This window comes from Streptomyces sp. NPDC002867, assembly GCF_053591895.1.
Genome location: NZ_JBSFUR010000016.1, coordinates 20,384 through 36,802 on the forward strand (window position 1 = coordinate 20,384; position 16,419 = coordinate 36,802).

Consider the following 16,419-nt stretch of genomic DNA (forward strand, 5'->3'; position numbering starts at 1 on the left):
GTCGGGTCAACTCCTATGGGCGGACGAGGGCGCGAGGAGGGCGAGCAGGCCGCGGACACCCGCGTCGAATGCGGCCGTCGAGCCGGAGGCGCGAGCCAGCACGTAGCCGCCCTGCACGGTCGCGACGATCGTCGCCGCGACCTCGGACGGGGCCGGCGCGGCACTCAGCTCTCCGCTCTCCCGGCCCTCGTCGACGACGGCGGCGAGCCTGCCCCGCAGCCATGCGAGCGTCTCGTCCACCGGTGCCCGCAACGCGTCGCTGGCGACGACGTCCGGATCCATCGTCAGCCGGCCGACCGGGCATCCGCGCAACACGTCGCGCTCGCGCAGCAGGTACGCGGCGATGCGCTCGTGCGCGGTGCCGGGACCGCCGAGCACCGCCTCGGCCGCGGCCCGCATGTCGTCGGCCGTGCGCCGGATCGCGGCCAGCGCCAGGTCGGGCTTGCCGGAGAAGTGGTGGTACATGCTGCCCTGGCCCGCGCCGGCCTGCTGCTGGATCGCCTTCGGGCTGGTGCCCACATAGCCGCGCTCCCACAGCAGTTCGCGGGTCGCCTCGATCAATCGTTCCGAGGTGCTCATGGAGGCAGTGTACATACCAGTAGGTACAGAACGTCGTCCCCAGTCCCGAGCTGCCCCGAGCAGCCGCCCTCGCCAGACGTACTCCCCGGGAGGTACGCGCGGAGCCGCCGGCCGTACGACGATTCGGCCCCCGTCCGGCGGGAGCCTCGGAAGCGTCACGGAACCACCGAACGAGCGTCACCGAGGAGCTGAACCGAGATGAACACTCTCGCCTACGACGGGCCCGGCCCGTGGGTCCTCTTCTTCCCGCTGATCTGGGCGGCCGTCATCCTCGGGGTCGTCACCGTCCTGCGCCGCACCGGCGTCTGGCGCCCCCGGCGCGCCCCCTGGCAGGGCAGCCGGCCCCCGATCGCAGAGAGCTCCCCCATCGCCGTGCTCGGCCGCCGCTTCGCTGCGGGCGAGATGGACGAGGAGGAGTACTGGCGACGGCTGTCCGTCCTGGACGAGCAGTTCGGCCGCACCACCGAGGACGGTGCGGCATGACCCCGCACCAGAACGGGGCCCTGACCACCGGGCCCCGCCCCGCCGCCCGGTCGTCGACACCGTGAAGGTCTACGGCAGCGGGGGCACCGACGTCGCCCGCCCCGCCCGGTCAGCCCGCCCCGCCCGGTCAACCGGCAACGGCCGACCGGGCGGTGGCAGTTGCGGCATCGGCCTTCGCCTCGGGCACCTCGGAGAACGGGCCGGTGGTCGTGGCCCCGTACACCGCCGGGTACTCGGGCAGCGTGATCGCGGGGCAGGTCGCGGGCAGGGTGAACCAGACGACCTTGCCCGCCTCGCCGCGCGGCCGTACGCCCCAGCTCTCACTGACGGCGGCCACCAGCGCGAGGCCGCGGCCGTGGGTCTCGGAGAAGTCCGCGTCGTGGACGGTCGGCAGACGCGGATCGTGGTCGTGGACGGAGACCGTGAGCCGGTCGAGCAGCAGCTCGACGTCCACGGTGCACGTCTTGTCCGGCTGGGCGTGCCGGTGCACATTGGTCAGCAACTCGGTGACGCCGAGCGCTGCCTGGTCGATCAGGGGATCGAGATGCCAGTAGCGCAGTTGCGCCGAGATGATTCTGCGGACCTGACCGATCCGCGACGGCAGGGCCTGGAGCTCCACCGTGCAGTGCCTGCTGGGCTGGCTGATCACGGCTGCGACTCCCCGAAATAGGTCCGGAAGAAGACGAGACAAGAGATCCAGCAGTCGGCCGCCTGCTGAACATACCGGCGGGGCTGGATCTCAGCGTGACCGCCAGTTAACCCTCAGTGATGTGGAACCAGCGTGAACCATGACCTGGGGGGCCGCAACTCGCGGCACTCCCGTGCCTGTTCTCAACTCCTGTTGCCGCCCGCCCCGCGCAACGCCTCCAGGAAGCGCCCGGCGAGAGCCTTTCCGTCGGGCCGCCGACTGCGCTGACCCATGGTCAGGCGATACCGCTTCCCGTTCAGCGTCGCCACCGTGCTGTCGTCACCGGCGAACCAGGGCCGGCCCGCGGTGACGGCGCGTACGGGCGCGCTCTCGATCACGCGGCCGTAGCTCGTCATCAGCGCCAGCCGGCCGTCCTTGATCAGCACTTGCCCGGCCCGCGTCAGTGAACGCGGCCAGCGCTCGATCCGCACGCCAGTCGCGCTGAAATCCGGCTCCGCGGTTGCCATCGTGTCCGCCCCCTTCGCAGCTACTCCTGTGGGAAGTCTGCACACTTGGGCCGCCGTGCACCAGTGCGCCTGGTCCAAGCCTTGCACAAGTGCCTCCTATGGATCCCCAAAGCGAATATTTGCCCAGGTGAGGGGCTTACTGTTGCGGGTGGGCACACATCGTGGACCAGTGGCGGGCGAGGCGAGGACGGCACTCATGAGCACGCGTGAGAATCCAGTGGCGGGCGAGGCGGGCGACGTACCCGCCGAACGGGTGAGACCGGATGCGGACCCGGCTCCGCCCACGGCCGGGGCGGTCGCGACCGTCGACGTGGACCGCACCGACCCCGCGTACCGGACCTGGCTGAAAGAGGCCGTGCGCAAGGTGCAGGCCGACGCCAACCGCTCCGCCGACACCCACCTGCTGCGCTTCCCGCTGCCCGAGAAATGGGGCATCGACCTCTACCTCAAGGACGAGTCCACGCACCCGACGGGCAGCCTCAAGCACCGCCTGGCCCGCTCGCTGTTCCTGTACGGCCTGTGCAACGGCTGGATCCGGCCCGGCAAGCCCGTCATCGAGGCGTCCAGCGGCTCGACCGCCGTCTCGGAGGCGTACTTCTCGAAGCTGATCGGCGTCCCCTTCATCGCCGTGATGCCGCGCACCACGAGCCCCGAGAAGATCCGGCTGATCGAGTTCCACGGCGGGCAGTGCCACTTCGTCGACGACTCGCGCCGGATGTACGAGGAGTCCGCCGCGCTCGCGGAGCGGACCGGCGGCCACTACATGGACCAGTTCACCTACGCGGAACGGGCCACCGACTGGCGGGGCAACAACAACATCGCCGAGTCGATCTACCAGCAGCTGCGGCTCGAACGCTATCCGGAGCCCGCCTGGATCGTGGCCACCGCCGGCACGGGAGGCACGTCGGCGACCATCGCCCGCTACGTGCACTACATGCAGTACGACACCCGCATCTGCGTCCCCGACCCGGAGAACTCCTGCTTCTTCGACGGCTGGACCCACGGCGACCCGGAGGCGAGCAGCGACTGCGGCTCGCGCATCGAGGGCATCGGAAGGCCCCGCATGGAGCCGAGCTTCGTCCCCGGCGCCATCGACCGCATGATGAAGGTGCCCGACGCGGCGAGTGTCGCCGCCGTACGCGCCCTGGAGACGGCCATCGGCCGCAAGGCGGGCGGATCGACGGGTACCGGCCTGTGGAGCGCGCTCAAGATCGTCGCCGAGATGGTGGGCAGGGGCGAGAAGGGCAGCGTCGTCACCCTGATCTGCGACCCGGGCGATCGCTACCTCGACAAGTACTACTCCGACGAATGGCTGGCCGGGCAGGGCCTGGACATCCGGCCGTACGCGGTCGCGATCGAGTCGTTCCTGAGCACCGGCGCCTGGCCCTGCTGAACGCCGCTCGGAGCTGGTCCTCCGGGGTACGGGCGCGGCCGCGCCCGTCAGGGCGTGCCGGGTCCGGCCAGCCGGCGGTCCAGATTGCGCACCGCGTCCCTGAAGGCACGCCCCAGCCCTGCTCTGCCCAGCAGCAGCGCGAGGCGCAGCGGAGCCGGTCCGTCGGCGGCGAAGGTCCACTGGATGCGTGATCCCGTCGCCGTCGGTGTGATCCGCCACTCCTCCAAAAGGGCGCGCAGGCCCGGGGCGTTGGTCTGCTCGACGCGGTACGCGTAGCGGGTGTCCGGTTCCTTGGCCAGGATGCGCTCGGTGAACACCGTGCCGCCCTTGAGCCTGACCTCGCGGCCCGCGCCGCCCTCCGTCGACCGGGCCGCTGTCACGGCCGTGAACCACTCGGGCAGGTGCTCCACGTCCTCGGCCAGCGTGGCGTACACGGCGGACGGCACGGCCGACACGGGGGCCGAGAACACCAGGCGTATCGGTGCGTTCTCCACGAACTCCAGCTCGACCGGGCGCAGTTGGCGTGCCATGGTGCGGACCTCCAGTGGCGGCGAAGGGTGTGGGGACCGCACACCCTAGCGGCGGGGGCGAAGGATGTCCGCCCCTACGGCTTTCGCCGCGAGCACCCGTCCCGCCCTGCGCCTCGCGTGCGGTCGACGCGCCCCGCTTGCACCGCGAGCACCCGTCCCGCCCTGCGCCTCGCGACCCCGACCAGGGCACGACGCAACGCGACATCGATCCGCCCTGGTTCAGCCCGCCGTACAAAGCCCCGTGACCACGAGGGTGAAGACCGCCTTCACGTCCGCTGGACTGCGAAAACGCCGAGCGAGTTCGACGTGCGGTCGACGCCGGAACGCGGATTCGCCCGAAGCCCGGGCAGACCGCTACCCGACCGTTGCTCCACATGACAGCCACCGCGATGGACATCACCGCGCAGCTGATCCGGGATCTGCTGCGCGAGCAGCACCCCGACCTGGCGGATCGCCCCTTGAAGCTCGGAGCGCGTGGCCGGGACAACCAAGTGTGGCGGCTCGGCGACGACCTCACCGTCCGGTTGCCCTGGGCGACGCAGTCTGCGGACGCGCTGCAGACGCCGCCGCCGCACCCGACTGGGCAGGCCCAAGACTCTGGCTCCATGGCGACCTGCACCCGGCCGACATCCTGACCACGAACGGCACCTTCTGCGGTGTGATCGACTTCGGCGACCTCTTCGCCGGCGGCCCGGCCTTCGACCTCGCCGCCGCCTGGATCCTGCTGCCGGACGGCGCCGCCGACCTCTTCCACGAGACCTACCGGCCAAGCCCGGACGCCGCGACCCTGCGCCGCGCTCGCGGCTGGGCGGTGCTGCGTGCCCTCAGCGGCATCCACATCGGAGACGCCGGCGTCCACGGCCGCCCCGGAGGCAAGTCCACCTGGGGCCGACCCGCCCACGCCGCACTGCAACGCCTCACCGCATCGGTCCACCAGTGATCAAGCACCCCGGCGCGGGGCACGGTGAACCACGGGCCGGACAGGCGCGCGGGGCACGTGACTCGCACCGTGACTGCGAACGTTCTGCGGCCGTTGGCAGAAGGACCACCGGGCAGTCCGAGACCCGCGCTGGACAACGCGGGTGACTACCGCAGCCTCGGCGGCGTGCCGATCGCTCGTAGCACGCTTCGTCCACCTCTTCCCGTTACCGTCCCACGTGTTCCCTACTCTCTCGGGGTGTGTGATGCGCCGACTCGCTGTGGGTGTGGCCTTGCTGTCCTCCCTGGTCTCCGGGCCCTGGCTCGCGGGACAGGCCGACTCCGCCCTGGGCGCACCGGAAGCCCGGGCCACCGGCCGCGGCACGAACATCCTGATCGTGGGGACAGACAGCCGTGCCGGCCTGTCTGCTGCCGAGAAGCGGCGCCTCCACGTCGGCGGCGAGGGCTGCGACTGCACTGACGTGATGATGCTCGTGCACCTTTCCGAGGACCGTCGTCGCGCAAGCATCGTCTCCATCCCCAGGGACAGTTACGTCGAGTACGCCACACCGGAAGGTGCCACCACTCCGGCCCACCGGGGCAAGATCAACGGCGCCTTCAAGATCGGCCGGGGTCCCCTCGCCGTACGCACCGTCGAGAAGGCCACCGGGCTGCGCATCGACCACTACCTCGAGACCGGCTTCACCGGCTTCGAACAGGCCGTCAACAACCTGGGCGGAGCGACCGTCTGCACGGACAAGCCGCTCAAGGACGAGAACTCCGGCCTCGACATCACCGCGGGAGGCCATCTCATCGACGGAAACGGAGCACTGCGCTACGCCCGGGCCCGGCACATCGACCGACCAGGAGACCTCGGCCGGGTCCGCCGCCAGCAGCGACTGCTCGCCGGCATGCTGGCGGACCTGACGGCCAAAGGGGCGCTGACCGGCCCCGCGAGCGCCGCGAGCACGGCTCACACGCTGCTCAAGTCCGTACGCACGGACGAGCGCACGAGTCTGGACGATCTTGTCCGCATCGGCTGGTCCCTGGGGCGGCTGTCGGCGGACCGGACGGAGTTCGCCACCGTGCCGATCTCCCACTTCGACCACCGGGTGCCCGGCGTCGGCTCCACGCTCCTCTGGCACGACGTCCGCTCCGAGGCCCTGTGGGACGCCCTGCGCGCCGACCGCCCCATCACCGGCGACACCCGCATCCTGCCCGTGCCGGAAACACGCGCCGAGACCGATCCCGCCCGAATCGCGGTACGTGTCGACGACGCCACCGTGGCCAAGGCTCTTCGGCGCAGCAAGTTCGTCGTGACGGACACCTCGGCGTCGGCTCCGGCGGTACGACCCGCAGGCCCCGCCGTCATCACCTACCCCGTCCGGCGTGAAGCGGACGCGGCCACACTGGCCGCGGCCCTGCCCGGGGCGCACCTGCGGGCAACCTCGCGGGCCGATGCCTTCTTCGACGTCGCCGTCGGTTCCGAGCCCGTCGCGGTCAGAACCGTCACCTACGACCGCAACGTCGCGGACGGCGCCCCCGTCACAGCGGACCGTCTACGCTGCTCCAACGTGACCAGGGCGTATCGACCCCACCGCTGAGGGCCGACGCCGAGGAACCGCTGGGCCTGTCGAACAGACCCCGGCCTCATCCTCAGGTGGGGTTCCGCACCATGAGGCAGCGGTTGCGGCGCCGCGATCGTGCGGCGGTTCGCGTCAGCCGGCGCACGAGGCCCCGCCGACCCGCGCCGGCGTCGGGCCGCTCACCGGAACAGGCAGCGGCTGCCGGATCGGCCCTGAAGTGGTACGAAAGAGACCGTCGGAAGCACACGTGGTGCCCTGCGGTCGAATGTCGGAGGTGCCGTCCGTGGAACCCATCGACTGGCTGCTGACGGCCAGGGAGCGCGGCAATCCCGCAACCCGCTTGGATCGTAGGCGCCCCGACGGGACGGCGTGGTCGGTCGGCAATGAAGTTCGCCCCTTGGTCCACGGTGCGACGTACTTCGCCGAGCTGCTCGCCGCCGTCCGCGCTCTGCGGGCCGGAGACCTGCTGCTGTTCACCGACTGGCGCGGCGACCCCGACGAGCGGCTGGCCGGCCCCGGGACCGAGATCGGTGCCGTGCTGCGCGAGGCGGCCGGGCGCAAAGTGGTCGTCAAGGGTCTGGTGTGGCGCTCCCACCTGGACAGTCTCCAGTTCAGCGAGGAGGAGAACCGCCACCTCGGCGAGGAGGTACGGGCGGGAGGCGGCGAGTATCTGCTGGACATGCGAGTCCGTCCCGGCGGCACACACCACCAGAAGTGCGTCGTCCTGCGCCATCCCGGGCGCCCCGAACTGGACGTCGCGTACATCGGTGGCATCGACCTGTCGCACAACCGCAACGACGACATCGACCACGGCGGCGACGACCGCTCCCAGCCCATCGCCGCAGCGTACGGACCGCATCCGCCCTGGCACGACATCCAGCTCGCGATCCGGGGCCCCGCGGTCGGCGACATCGAGACCGTCTTCCGGGAACGCTGGACGGATCCGGCGCCCCTCACCCGCAGCCCGCTGTCCCGGCTGCGCGAAATGCTGCACCGGGAGGACATCCACGCGAACCCACTGCCCCCTCAGCTGCCCGATCCCGCGCCGTGCGGCACACACTCGGTGCAGGTGCTGCGCACGTACCCCAACCGGCTGCTGCGAGGCTACGACTTCGCCCCCGACGGCGAGCGCAGCGTCGCGCGTGCCTATCTGAAGGCACTGCGGCGGGCCCGGGCACTCATCTATCTGGAGGACCAGTACCTGTGGTCCCCGCAGGTGGTGGAGCACTTCGCCCGGGCGCTCCGAGCGAATCCAGGACTACGCCTCATCGCCGTCATCCCCTCCGTCCCCGAACAGGACGGCCCGCTCACGCTGCCGATGAACCTGATCGGCCGCATCACCGCCCTGGAGACACTGCGACGGGCGGGCGAGGGGCGGGTCGCGGTATACGGGCTGGAGAACCATGCCGGGACACCGGTGTACGTGCACGCCAAGGTGTGCGTGGTCGACGACGTGTGGGCCGCGGTGGGCTCCGACAACATCAACCTGCGCTCTTGGACGCACGATTCCGAACTCAGCTGCGCCGTTCTGGACGAGACGACGGACCCCCGGGAACCGCAGGACCCCGCCGGCCTCGGCGACGGCGCGCGCCCCTTCGCCAGGAACCTCCGGCTGACGCTCGCGCGCGAGCACCTGGACCAGGAGGCGCCAGGAGACCCGCAGGCCCCCGACGTCCTGTGCGATCCGGTGGGTGCCTTCGACGCCTTCGCGTCGGCGGCGGCCGCGCTGGACTCCTGGCACGAAAGGGGCCGGTCCGGTCCGAGGCCGCCCGGACGTCTGCGCACCTACCGGCCACCGGAGCTTTCGCGGGTGAAGCGGCTTCTCGCGATGCCGCTGTACCGCGTGATCATCGATCCGGACGGCCGCCCGCTTCGGCTGCGGCTGCGCAAGACGTTCTGAGAAGCCGGTGGCGCCGCCTTTCCCCTTCTCGCTGTAGTCCAAGAAGGGCTTCCGGCTGGCCGAGTTGAAGCCGCATGTCCTCACGCAGGTGCCGGACGGACGCCGGTGATTCTCCTGGGCTCACCCACGTCCGGGAAGGACAGACTCCACGCTGTTCGCCCGCACCCTCTCGTTCCCCTGATGCCTGTGCGTCCCGGGATGCCGCAGCGGGGCCCAGCGCTGGACGTCTCCCGTTGCGCTCGCCCAGGGCGTGGGACGCTCACGTGGCGGGTTCACCACCAAGCTGCACGTGGCTGTCGGGCAGGGCCAAAAGCCCATGTCGATCGTGGTGACGGCCGGGCAGCGCGGCGACTCGCCGCAATTCGAGCCCGTGCTGGAGAATGCCCGCCCACCCCGCATCGGACTGGGCCGGCCACGCGTCCGCCCCGATCGAGTACGCGCCGATCGGGCGTACTCCTCCCGCAAGAACCGCGCCTACCTGCGCCGCCGTGGAATCCGCTGCACCATCCCATACAAGGCTGACCAGGCCCGCAACCGCAGGAAGCTCGGCTCCCGTGGCGGCCGACCGCCGCGTTTCGATGCGGTGGATTACCGCGAGCGCCATGCGGTCGAGTGCGGGATCAACCGCCTTAAAAGGCACAGGGCAGTGGCAACGAGGTCCGCCAAGCTCTCCGTGCGCTACGAGGCGACGGTGCTGGTCGCAGCCGTGAACGAGTGGCTGTGACCAGCACCGTCGCAACGGCCCTCAGACGACGTCGAATTCGTTGCCCTCGGGGTCCTGCATGGCGGCGGCGTAGAACCCCATGTTCGGCTCATCCTTGATCCGCAGCACGGTGGCACCAGCTTTGACCAGCCGTTCCACCGTAGCCTTGACCCGCTGTGTGCGGACGCCCAGTGGGACGTCACGGCCCCCACCGACCTTCAGGTCGAAGTGCCACCGGTTCTTGGCGACCTTCGGCTCCGGAACCTGCTGGAACCACACCCTCGGTCCCCGTCCAGCGGGATCGATGATCGACTCCGGAATATCCCCGGCACCGGCCGGCAACTCTGCCTCGGGCACCCCCACCGCCGCCCAGTAAGCACGCCACGTGGCGTGCCCGCCAGGCGGAGGCTCAGGCACGTAGCCCAGGGCCTCGGCCCAGAAAGTCACCATTCTCTGCGGATCGGAGCAGTCGATCGTCAGCTGCGCTGTCATCTCCATGCTCGGAGCATCCCAGGCAGGTCTGACAGACGATCCACTTTCGCAACACGCCGCTTTGTCAGGTGGCGTGGGGTGGCGTCAGGTGGCGTGGTAGGGCTGCCATGGCAAGTGTTCGGCGTGGGTCCCGCGGCTCAGAGTCACCTCGTGGTCGACTTTGTGTCGCTATGGGTGACGGCCCCATCGAAGTGGTTCGAGCGGGCGCACTGAGCGATCAGAAGGGACCCCATGTTCAGAACAGTGTTCATCGGTGGCGCCACGGCGGCACTTGTCGCCGCCTTCACCCCGCCCTCGGGGGCCACGGCGGTCATGAAATCCCCCGCCCCGCCCGACAAGGTCACGATCGACCTCGTCTCCGTCAACGGCTCGGGCTGCCGACCCGGCAGCGCAACCGTGGCCGTCGCGCCGGACAACACGGCCTTCACCGTCACCTACAGCGAGTACCTCGCCCAGGTCGGCAAGGGCGCCAAGCCGACGGACTTCCGCAAGAACTGCCAGCTCGGTTTGAACGTGTACGCCCCGCAGGGCTTCACCTATGCCATCGCCAAGGCCGACTATCGCGGCTTCGCCAGCCTGCAGAACGGCGCGAGCGCCACGCAGCGGGCCAGCTACTACTTCCAGGGCATGTCCCGGACGTCGTACCGCAGCCACCGGTTCCACGGCCCGCTCCAGGACAACTGGCAGGTCTCCGACACAGCTGCCATCCACGCCCTCGTCCACAAGCCCTGCGGTGAGGAGCGGAACTTCAACATCAACACCGAGCTGCTCGTGGACGGAGGACGCTCCGACACGGCCAACACCACCAGCTTCATGGCGATGGACTCGACAGACGGCAGCTTCACGACCAAGTACCACTTCGCCTGGAAGAAGTGCCCGGTGCGCTGACGCCTGCGTAGCCGGCCCGGCGCCCGACGTGTCGGCCGCCGGGCCGGTTGGCCAGACACATGTGAAGTGCCCGGCCGCTACCCTGCGGGCCACATGTAGCGCTCACCCAGGCCAACCAGAACGCTCAGGGGCCGACTGCAACCCTCGACTCCAGACGGACGCGGACATGGCGTCGAGGGTGCCGGCACCTACCGCGCACTCGGCGGCACTCCTGGCCGTGGGGCCGCTGGCCCTCCTCGCCAGGTCAAATGTCACTGGTCGCCGGAGCGGCGGGGTGCTGTCATGGGTAGGGAAGACGCGTTGACGAGCCGGCAGGGCCGCGGAGGCCGGCGCGCCGCGCGTGGTCCGCTCAGGCGGTCCGACCGCGACCACCCCGTCGCACAGCGGAGGAGGCAGATGCCATGCTGTACCGCCGCACGGTCGGTGACGTGATGACCGAGGAGGTCGTCACCCTCCGTCCCGACACACCGTTCCAGGAGGTCGCCGCCCTGCTGGACGCGAACGACATCGTCGCGGCCCCGGTCGTCGACGACGACGGTGCCCCCGTCGGCGTCGTGTCCGCGTCCGACGTGCTGCGGCACGAGACCGGCTTGCCCGATCCGCAGGGGCAGGACGGGAACGACGAGCATGCCTGGGGCAAGGCGCGCGCCCGGACCGCGGGCGCGCTCATGAGCAGCCCCGTCTTCACCGCCCGCGCCGACTGGACGATCACCCGGGCCGCGCGGGAACTTCGCAGGCGGCACGTCAAGCAGCTGCCGGTGGTCGGCGACGACGGGCTCCTCACCGGCATCGTCAGCCGCAGCGACCTGCTCGACGCCTTCATCCGCTCCGACGCCGAGATCCGCGGCGAGGTCGAGCAGGACGTCCTGGGGCGAATCCTCGGCCTGGACGAGGGCACCGTCGCGGTCGAGGTCCGGGACGGTGCCGTCACTCTCCGGGGTCACGTCCCGGAACCGCGTCTGGTCCCGGTGGTCGTGGGCCTCTGCCAGGGCGTCGACGGTGTCGTCACCGTGGAGGCCCACCTCGCCGCCGCCGGGGAGGGCTAGGGCGTTTTGCGAAAGTGGATCTTGGTCAGAAGGAGCCGCCCGGCGGAGTCTTTCGTCGAGTCGGCGGACGGACGGCAGTAAGAAGCACAGGCGATCATCAACAAACCCGCCTCTTGCTATTCAAGTTTGACTAGTCTGGATGGCATGAGTGAGACGACCATTCCGATGCTGCCGTGCCGGACCATCCAGCCTGTTCTCGACTTCTACACCGTCCTCGGATTCGAGGTGACCTTCCAGCAGAAGAGCCCTAATCCGTACGCGGTCGTGGAGCGCGGCGGCATTCAGCTCCACTTCTTCGGGATGAAGCGGTACGAACCGGCCGATTCATACAGCACGTGCTACATCCGAACCGATGACGTCGATGGGCTGCACGAGGTCTTCCGGACCAGGCTCAAGGCAGCGTACGGAAGAATCCCGACCCGCGGGCTGCCGCGCATAGGGCCGCTGAAGGACACGTCGCACGGCGTACGGCAGTTCCTCGTGACCGACCCGGGCGGCAACTGCCTGCGCATCGGGCAGCAGACAAGTCAGGACCACCACCACCGGCCCGCACCCAAGGAGATCTTTTCCCGAGCCCTGCATCACGCGTCCCTCCTCGCGGACTCGAGGGACGACCCGGCGGGCGCCGCGAAAATCATCGACCGGGTGCTGCGCATCGAGGACGAGCGGCCCACGCCCGTGCAGTTGCTTCGCCTCCTCGTGCTGCGTGCGGATGTCGCCGGGCGCCTCGGTGACGAAGGGACCGCGTCGTCCGCGCTCACCAGGGCCGCCGCAGTCCACCTCACCGCGCAGGAGCGGGAGTCGGTGCACGACGACCTCGAGCGTCTCGAGGAGCTGCGGGGCTAGGGTCTGCTGCGAAAGTGCTGGTCACAGCCACTCGTTGATGGTTGCGATCAGCACGGTCGCTTCGTAGCGGACGGCGAGTCGTCGTACCTCGTGGCGACGGCCCGGTGGTGCGACGGCAAGCCGCTGCTTGTCGTCGGTCTTGCCGAACTTCGGCGGCCGCCCGCCGTGGGAGCCGCGCTTCACCCGGTTGCGGACGCGGTCGGTCGGGACGGGAATCGTGGGCCTTGACCCGCGTCTGCGCAGCGTCCGAGAAGTCCGCGCGGGACCCGGAGCCACCGGCCGCCATCGGCGAGGCCGGTGGCATCGGGGGCATGGACAAGGCGCGATGCGACAGTGCGGTCAGGCTCCGTACCGGGCCTGCTCGTCGCTGGGGGCGACGACCTCGTGCGCTGCAGCCGGGCCTTCGGGCCCGGACGGGCTCACTGGGACTCGTCGCCTTCTGCGGCCGCCGCGCGGCGGAACTCCGCGTTGATGCGCTGGGCTTCCTCGAGTTGGTCCTCGAGGATGACGATGCGGCAGGCGGCCTCGACCGGCATGCCTTCGTCGACGAGCTCGCGGGCGCGGGCGGCGATCCGAAGCTGGTAGCGGGAGTAGCGGCGGTGTCCGCCCTCCGAGCGGAGCGGGGTGATGAGCCGGGCCTCACCGATGGCGCGGAGAAAGCCGGGAGTCGTGCCGAGCATCTCGGCGGCACGTCCCATGGTGTATGCGGGGTAGTCGTCGTCGTCCAGGCGACCACTGAGCGGAGTGTCTGCTGTCATTCTCACCTCGTTGTGCAACGCGTCGAGGGGCCCTGGTGCTGTACGGCACCAGGGCCCCGAAGGAAATTCAACACCATCTATCGGCTCTACTTGCTGTGCCGATCTGCTGTGTCCGTCACTTCGCCCGGGAGAGGGCGAGAGTACGGGGATCGCGGATGCGTGACCGGGGACCACCTTCCATTCCGGGGTCTTGCGGTACCCGGGCGGAATCCTCCGTGCCCGGGCGATCCTGATGGCGTCTGCTTCCTCCATTTCTCCGTCGAGCCGATCACCGGCAACTGACTGGTGGTGCGAACTGCTGGTGTTGCTGTCGGCAGCCCCTCGGCCTGCGGGCCGCCCGGTGCGCCTGCCAGTCCCGTCGCCGTCCTGCGAACAACGTGGCTTCGGAACTCCGCAGTCGCACCGTCCTGCGAACCTTCTTGTACCGCTACCCGGCAGTTCGTCTCTGCCGGGTCTCATTCGACTTCTCCTGCGAAAGAAACGTTAGCTGGGTGGCAGTCCAATGTCTACTGTGGCGAGCATAGATTTTGAGTGCTCATGGCCGGGGTAATCCGCGCGCGGCAGCGGCAGACTGCCCCGCTCTTCCGGTCCGGGCCATCGCACGCGGCGGGAGGCGCCGCCACGTGCGATGGCCAGTGGGCCCGCCCGACGGGTCTGCCGATCTCCGACGCACCTCCCGCCCGGTCGGCTGTCGTCCGACCGGACGCCGAACGCGACAAGGGCCCGACCGGCGAGTGCCGGTCGAGCCCTTGTCACGTCGTGTGTCCCGCCTTTCGCCTCTTGCGCCTGCTACACGGCGGAGGAGCTGCCGAGCAGGGCCGCCGCTTCCTCGAACGGAGTGAGGTCACGCGCGGGCGTGGCGACGGGCTGGGTCCGGCACGTGAAGCCGAGGCGGGTCACGGCCCTGGTGACCTCGCCGGCGGTGAAGTCGCGACGGTCCTGCCGGGTGATGACCTCGCCCACTTGCATCACGGGGTAGTGGCGGCGGCCGATGATCACGAAGTCACCCTTGATCGGCTCGGGCCTGACGCCCTTCATCGACGCCAGCACCCCGCTCTTGGACAGGTCGAACGGGAAACGGGCGATGACGCAGCGCATGGTGCCTCACAGTTGGGGGAGAAGGGTTTGGCCAGGGGAGCGCCGGCAGGTCAGCGCGGGAGGGTGAGAACGCCCACGGCGCAACCGTGCTCGTCGACGACGGGCAAGGATCCGAGCTGCCGGTACCGCATCGCGTGCTCCGCTTCGACCATCGTGGTCACGGGCGAGGGGAACGGTCCTGCGTCGCCGAGGATGTCCCGCAGACGGACCCGGTCCGTGTAGGCGGAGCTGTCGCGGACGCCGGTGAGCTGGGCCTGAGTGATCAGGCCCGTGCACCGGCCGTCCTCGTCGTTGACGAGCAGGTGCCGCGCATGGGCACCGGCCATGACGGACAGGGCCACCTCCACCGTCATGTCGTCCCAGACCTGCGGTCCGGGCGCGTCCATGGCGGAGACCACAGTCCTGGTGGCGGAACCCGCCGGGTGCGGCTGCATCTGGACCAGCGTCAAAAGTGCCTCCTGCGGAAGTGGGTCAGGGGTCTGGTCGCGGAAGTCCTAGGCCGCCGCGTCGAAGACGGACTGGCGCTGAGCCGTGCGGCGCGCCGTCTGGCCGGTCCGGCTGCGGCGACCACGGAAGGCGGAGGCGCTGCGCCTGGGGCGCTCGGCCACCGGTGCCGTGATGACGACGGGGACGCCCGACGGAGTCCGCGCGCCGGTGATGCGGCTCAGTTCGGCCTCACCTGAACGGACCTGGGTGGTGTGCGGGCGGATCCCGGCATCGGACATGAGACGGGTCATGCCGCGGCGCTGATCGGGCGTCACCAGGGTGACGACGAGACCGGACTCGCCGGCGCGCGCCGTGCGGCCCCCGCGATGGATGTAGTCCTTGTGATCGCTGGGCGGGTCCACGTTGACCACGAGGTCGAGGTTGTCGACGTGGATCCCGCGTGCCGCGACATTCGTCGCCACCAGGACCGTCACATGCCCCGTCTTGAACTGGGCCAGGGTCCGGTTGCGCTGCGGCTGCGACTTTCCGCCGTGGAGGGCGGCGGCCCGTACACCGCTGCTCAGCAGATGGCGGGTGAGCTGGTCGACGGCATGCTTGGTGTCCAGAAACATGATCACCCGGCCCTCTCGGGCGGCGATCTCGGTCGTCGCCCGATGCTTGTCCGTACCGTGGACATGGAGCACGTGGTGCTCCATCGTGGTGACCGCACCGGCGGACGGGTCGACGGAGTGGACCACCGGGTCGGTCAGGTACCGGCGGACCAGAAGGTCGACGTTGCGGTCCAGGGTGGCCGAGAACAGCATCCGCTGCCCCCCGGGACGCACCTGGTCCAGCAGCGCCGTGACCTGCGGCATGAAACCCATGTCCGCCATCTGGTCGGCCTCGTCCAGGACCGTGATGTCGACCTGGTCCAGGCGGCAGTCGCCCCGCTCGATGAGGTCCTTCAGCCTGCCCGGCGTCGCGATGACGACCTCTGCCCCACTACGCAGCGCACCGGCCTGCCTGCCGATCGACATCCCACCGACCACCGTGGCCAGCCGCAACCGCACGGAGCGGGCGTAGGGAGTGAGCGCGTCGGTGACCTGCTGCGCCAGCTCCCGGGTAGGCACCAGCACCAGGGCCAGCGGCTGCCGGGGCTCGGCCCGCCGGCCGGCCGTTCGGGCCAGCAGCGCCAGGCCGAAGGCGAGGGTCTTGCCGGATCCGGTGCGCCCGCGGCCGAGTACGTCACGGTCCGCGAGGGAGTTGGGCAGGGTCGCCGCCTGGATCGGGAACGGGACGGTCACGCCTTCGGTGACGAGCGCGGCCAGCAACGGCCGGGGCATGTCGAGATCGGCGAACGCCTCGACGGCGGGCAGCGCCGGGGTGACCGTCACCGGCAGGGCGAACTCGCCCTGGGGCGCGGCGGGACGGCGCCCGTAGCCACCGGAACGGCCCGGAGTGCGGGAGCGGTTGGAGGCCGGGGCGCCCGAGCGGCTGCCGCCCTTTCCGGAGTAGGAACCGGCGGTACGGGTGCGGGTGGAACGGTCGTTCGTACGTGTGCGGTTCATGCAGAACCTTCCTCGAAGCGGCACGTACCAAGGAATTTCTGCGGAATGAA

At 70.2% G+C, this 16,419-nt stretch carries 19 protein-coding genes; 9 read left to right on the plus strand and 10 right to left on the minus strand.

The genetic code is table 11. The features are described 5' to 3' along the window. Window positions 1-6 precede the first annotated feature (6 nt). Window positions 7-594 (minus strand): TetR/AcrR family transcriptional regulator, encoded by a 588-nt coding sequence (locus ACWD0A_RS17475; protein WP_451298955.1) that lies wholly within the window; start codon window positions 592-594, stop codon window positions 7-9. A gap of 183 nt (window positions 595-777) precedes the next feature. On the opposite strand from ACWD0A_RS17475, the gene ACWD0A_RS17480 reads away from it, so the two are divergent. Next, window positions 778-1,062: an SHOCT domain-containing protein gene (locus ACWD0A_RS17480; RefSeq protein ID WP_451298957.1), complete on the plus strand. Its 285-nt coding sequence runs from the start codon at window positions 778-780 to the stop codon at window positions 1,060-1,062. A gap of 127 nt (window positions 1,063-1,189) precedes the next feature. On the opposite strand, the gene ACWD0A_RS17485 is transcribed toward ACWD0A_RS17480, so the two are convergent. Both ACWD0A_RS17485 and ACWD0A_RS17490 read right to left on the minus strand, forming a co-directional pair. Beyond that, complete coding sequence (locus tag ACWD0A_RS17485) at window positions 1,190-1,711, minus strand: ATP-binding protein (protein WP_451298958.1); 522 nt, start codon at window positions 1,709-1,711, stop codon at window positions 1,190-1,192. 182 nt (window positions 1,712-1,893) lie between these two features. Next, the gene (locus tag ACWD0A_RS17490) at window positions 1,894-2,217 is read right to left on the minus strand and encodes a hypothetical protein (RefSeq protein ID WP_307716811.1); all 324 of its coding nucleotides are present in this window, start codon (window positions 2,215-2,217) and stop codon (window positions 1,894-1,896) included. A gap of 196 nt (window positions 2,218-2,413) precedes the next feature. Between ACWD0A_RS17490 and ACWD0A_RS17495 the strand changes: the two genes are divergently transcribed. Next, window positions 2,414-3,610: a PLP-dependent cysteine synthase family protein gene (locus ACWD0A_RS17495; RefSeq protein ID WP_451298961.1), complete on the plus strand. Its 1,197-nt coding sequence runs from the start codon at window positions 2,414-2,416 to the stop codon at window positions 3,608-3,610. A 47-nt stretch (window positions 3,611-3,657) separates the two neighbouring features. Here ACWD0A_RS17495 and ACWD0A_RS17500 read toward each other — a convergent pair whose 3' ends face one another. Then, entirely contained in the window at window positions 3,658-4,140 is a 483-nt protein-coding gene (locus tag ACWD0A_RS17500) for an SRPBCC family protein (RefSeq protein WP_451298963.1), read from the minus strand. Between the two features lie 64 nt (window positions 4,141-4,204). On the opposite strand from ACWD0A_RS17500, the gene ACWD0A_RS17505 reads away from it, so the two are divergent. The 4 genes from ACWD0A_RS17505 (at window position 4,205) to ACWD0A_RS17520 (ending at window position 9,268) form a co-directional block, all read left to right on the plus strand. Next, complete coding sequence (locus ACWD0A_RS17505; protein ID WP_451298965.1) at window positions 4,205-5,080, plus strand: phosphotransferase; 876 nt, start codon at window positions 4,205-4,207, stop codon at window positions 5,078-5,080. A 265-nt stretch (window positions 5,081-5,345) separates the two neighbouring features. After that, window positions 5,346-6,662 carry an LCP family protein gene (locus ACWD0A_RS17510; RefSeq protein WP_451298967.1) on the plus strand — a complete coding sequence of 439 codons (1,317 nt, stop codon included), beginning with the start codon at window positions 5,346-5,348 and terminating at the stop codon, window positions 6,660-6,662. Between the two features lie 265 nt (window positions 6,663-6,927). Then, entirely contained in the window at window positions 6,928-8,544 is a 1,617-nt protein-coding gene (locus ACWD0A_RS17515; RefSeq protein ID WP_451298969.1) for a phospholipase D family protein, read from the plus strand. Between the two features lie 184 nt (window positions 8,545-8,728). Further along, window positions 8,729-9,268 (plus strand): IS5 family transposase, encoded by a 540-nt coding sequence (locus tag ACWD0A_RS17520; RefSeq protein WP_451299171.1) that lies wholly within the window; start codon window positions 8,729-8,731, stop codon window positions 9,266-9,268. 21 nt (window positions 9,269-9,289) lie between these two features. Here ACWD0A_RS17520 and ACWD0A_RS17525 read toward each other — a convergent pair whose 3' ends face one another. Beyond that, window positions 9,290-9,745 (minus strand): VOC family protein, encoded by a 456-nt coding sequence (locus tag ACWD0A_RS17525; protein ID WP_451298971.1) that lies wholly within the window; start codon window positions 9,743-9,745, stop codon window positions 9,290-9,292. A gap of 225 nt (window positions 9,746-9,970) precedes the next feature. Here ACWD0A_RS17525 and ACWD0A_RS17530 point away from each other — a divergent pair, with 225 nt between their 5' ends. From ACWD0A_RS17530 to ACWD0A_RS17540, 3 genes are all read left to right on the plus strand, one after another. Continuing rightward, window positions 9,971-10,627, plus strand: coding sequence for a DUF4360 domain-containing protein (locus ACWD0A_RS17530; RefSeq protein ID WP_451298973.1), 657 nt, complete (start codon window positions 9,971-9,973; stop codon window positions 10,625-10,627). Between the two features lie 401 nt (window positions 10,628-11,028). Next, window positions 11,029-11,673: a CBS domain-containing protein gene (locus tag ACWD0A_RS17535; protein ID WP_451298975.1), complete on the plus strand. Its 645-nt coding sequence runs from the start codon at window positions 11,029-11,031 to the stop codon at window positions 11,671-11,673. A gap of 144 nt (window positions 11,674-11,817) precedes the next feature. After that, the gene (locus ACWD0A_RS17540; RefSeq protein ID WP_451298977.1) at window positions 11,818-12,519 is read left to right on the plus strand and encodes a bleomycin resistance protein; all 702 of its coding nucleotides are present in this window, start codon (window positions 11,818-11,820) and stop codon (window positions 12,517-12,519) included. A 21-nt stretch (window positions 12,520-12,540) separates the two neighbouring features. On the opposite strand, the gene ACWD0A_RS17545 is transcribed toward ACWD0A_RS17540, so the two are convergent. From ACWD0A_RS17545 to ACWD0A_RS17565, 5 genes are all read right to left on the minus strand, one after another. Then, entirely contained in the window at window positions 12,541-12,702 is a 162-nt protein-coding gene (locus ACWD0A_RS17545) for a hypothetical protein (protein ID WP_451298979.1), read from the minus strand. 236 nt (window positions 12,703-12,938) lie between these two features. Next, window positions 12,939-13,277 carry a helix-turn-helix domain-containing protein gene (locus tag ACWD0A_RS17550; RefSeq protein WP_307716819.1) on the minus strand — a complete coding sequence of 113 codons (339 nt, stop codon included), beginning with the start codon at window positions 13,275-13,277 and terminating at the stop codon, window positions 12,939-12,941. 789 nt (window positions 13,278-14,066) lie between these two features. Continuing rightward, entirely contained in the window at window positions 14,067-14,375 is a 309-nt protein-coding gene (locus ACWD0A_RS17555; RefSeq protein WP_451298981.1) for an SCO5918 family protein, read from the minus strand. A 50-nt stretch (window positions 14,376-14,425) separates the two neighbouring features. Beyond that, window positions 14,426-14,824 (minus strand): CBS domain-containing protein, encoded by a 399-nt coding sequence (locus ACWD0A_RS17560; protein WP_451298983.1) that lies wholly within the window; start codon window positions 14,822-14,824, stop codon window positions 14,426-14,428. Between the two features lie 45 nt (window positions 14,825-14,869). After that, window positions 14,870-16,369 (minus strand): DEAD/DEAH box helicase, encoded by a 1,500-nt coding sequence (locus ACWD0A_RS17565; protein WP_451298985.1) that lies wholly within the window; start codon window positions 16,367-16,369, stop codon window positions 14,870-14,872. Window positions 16,370-16,419: the final 50 nt, after the last annotated feature.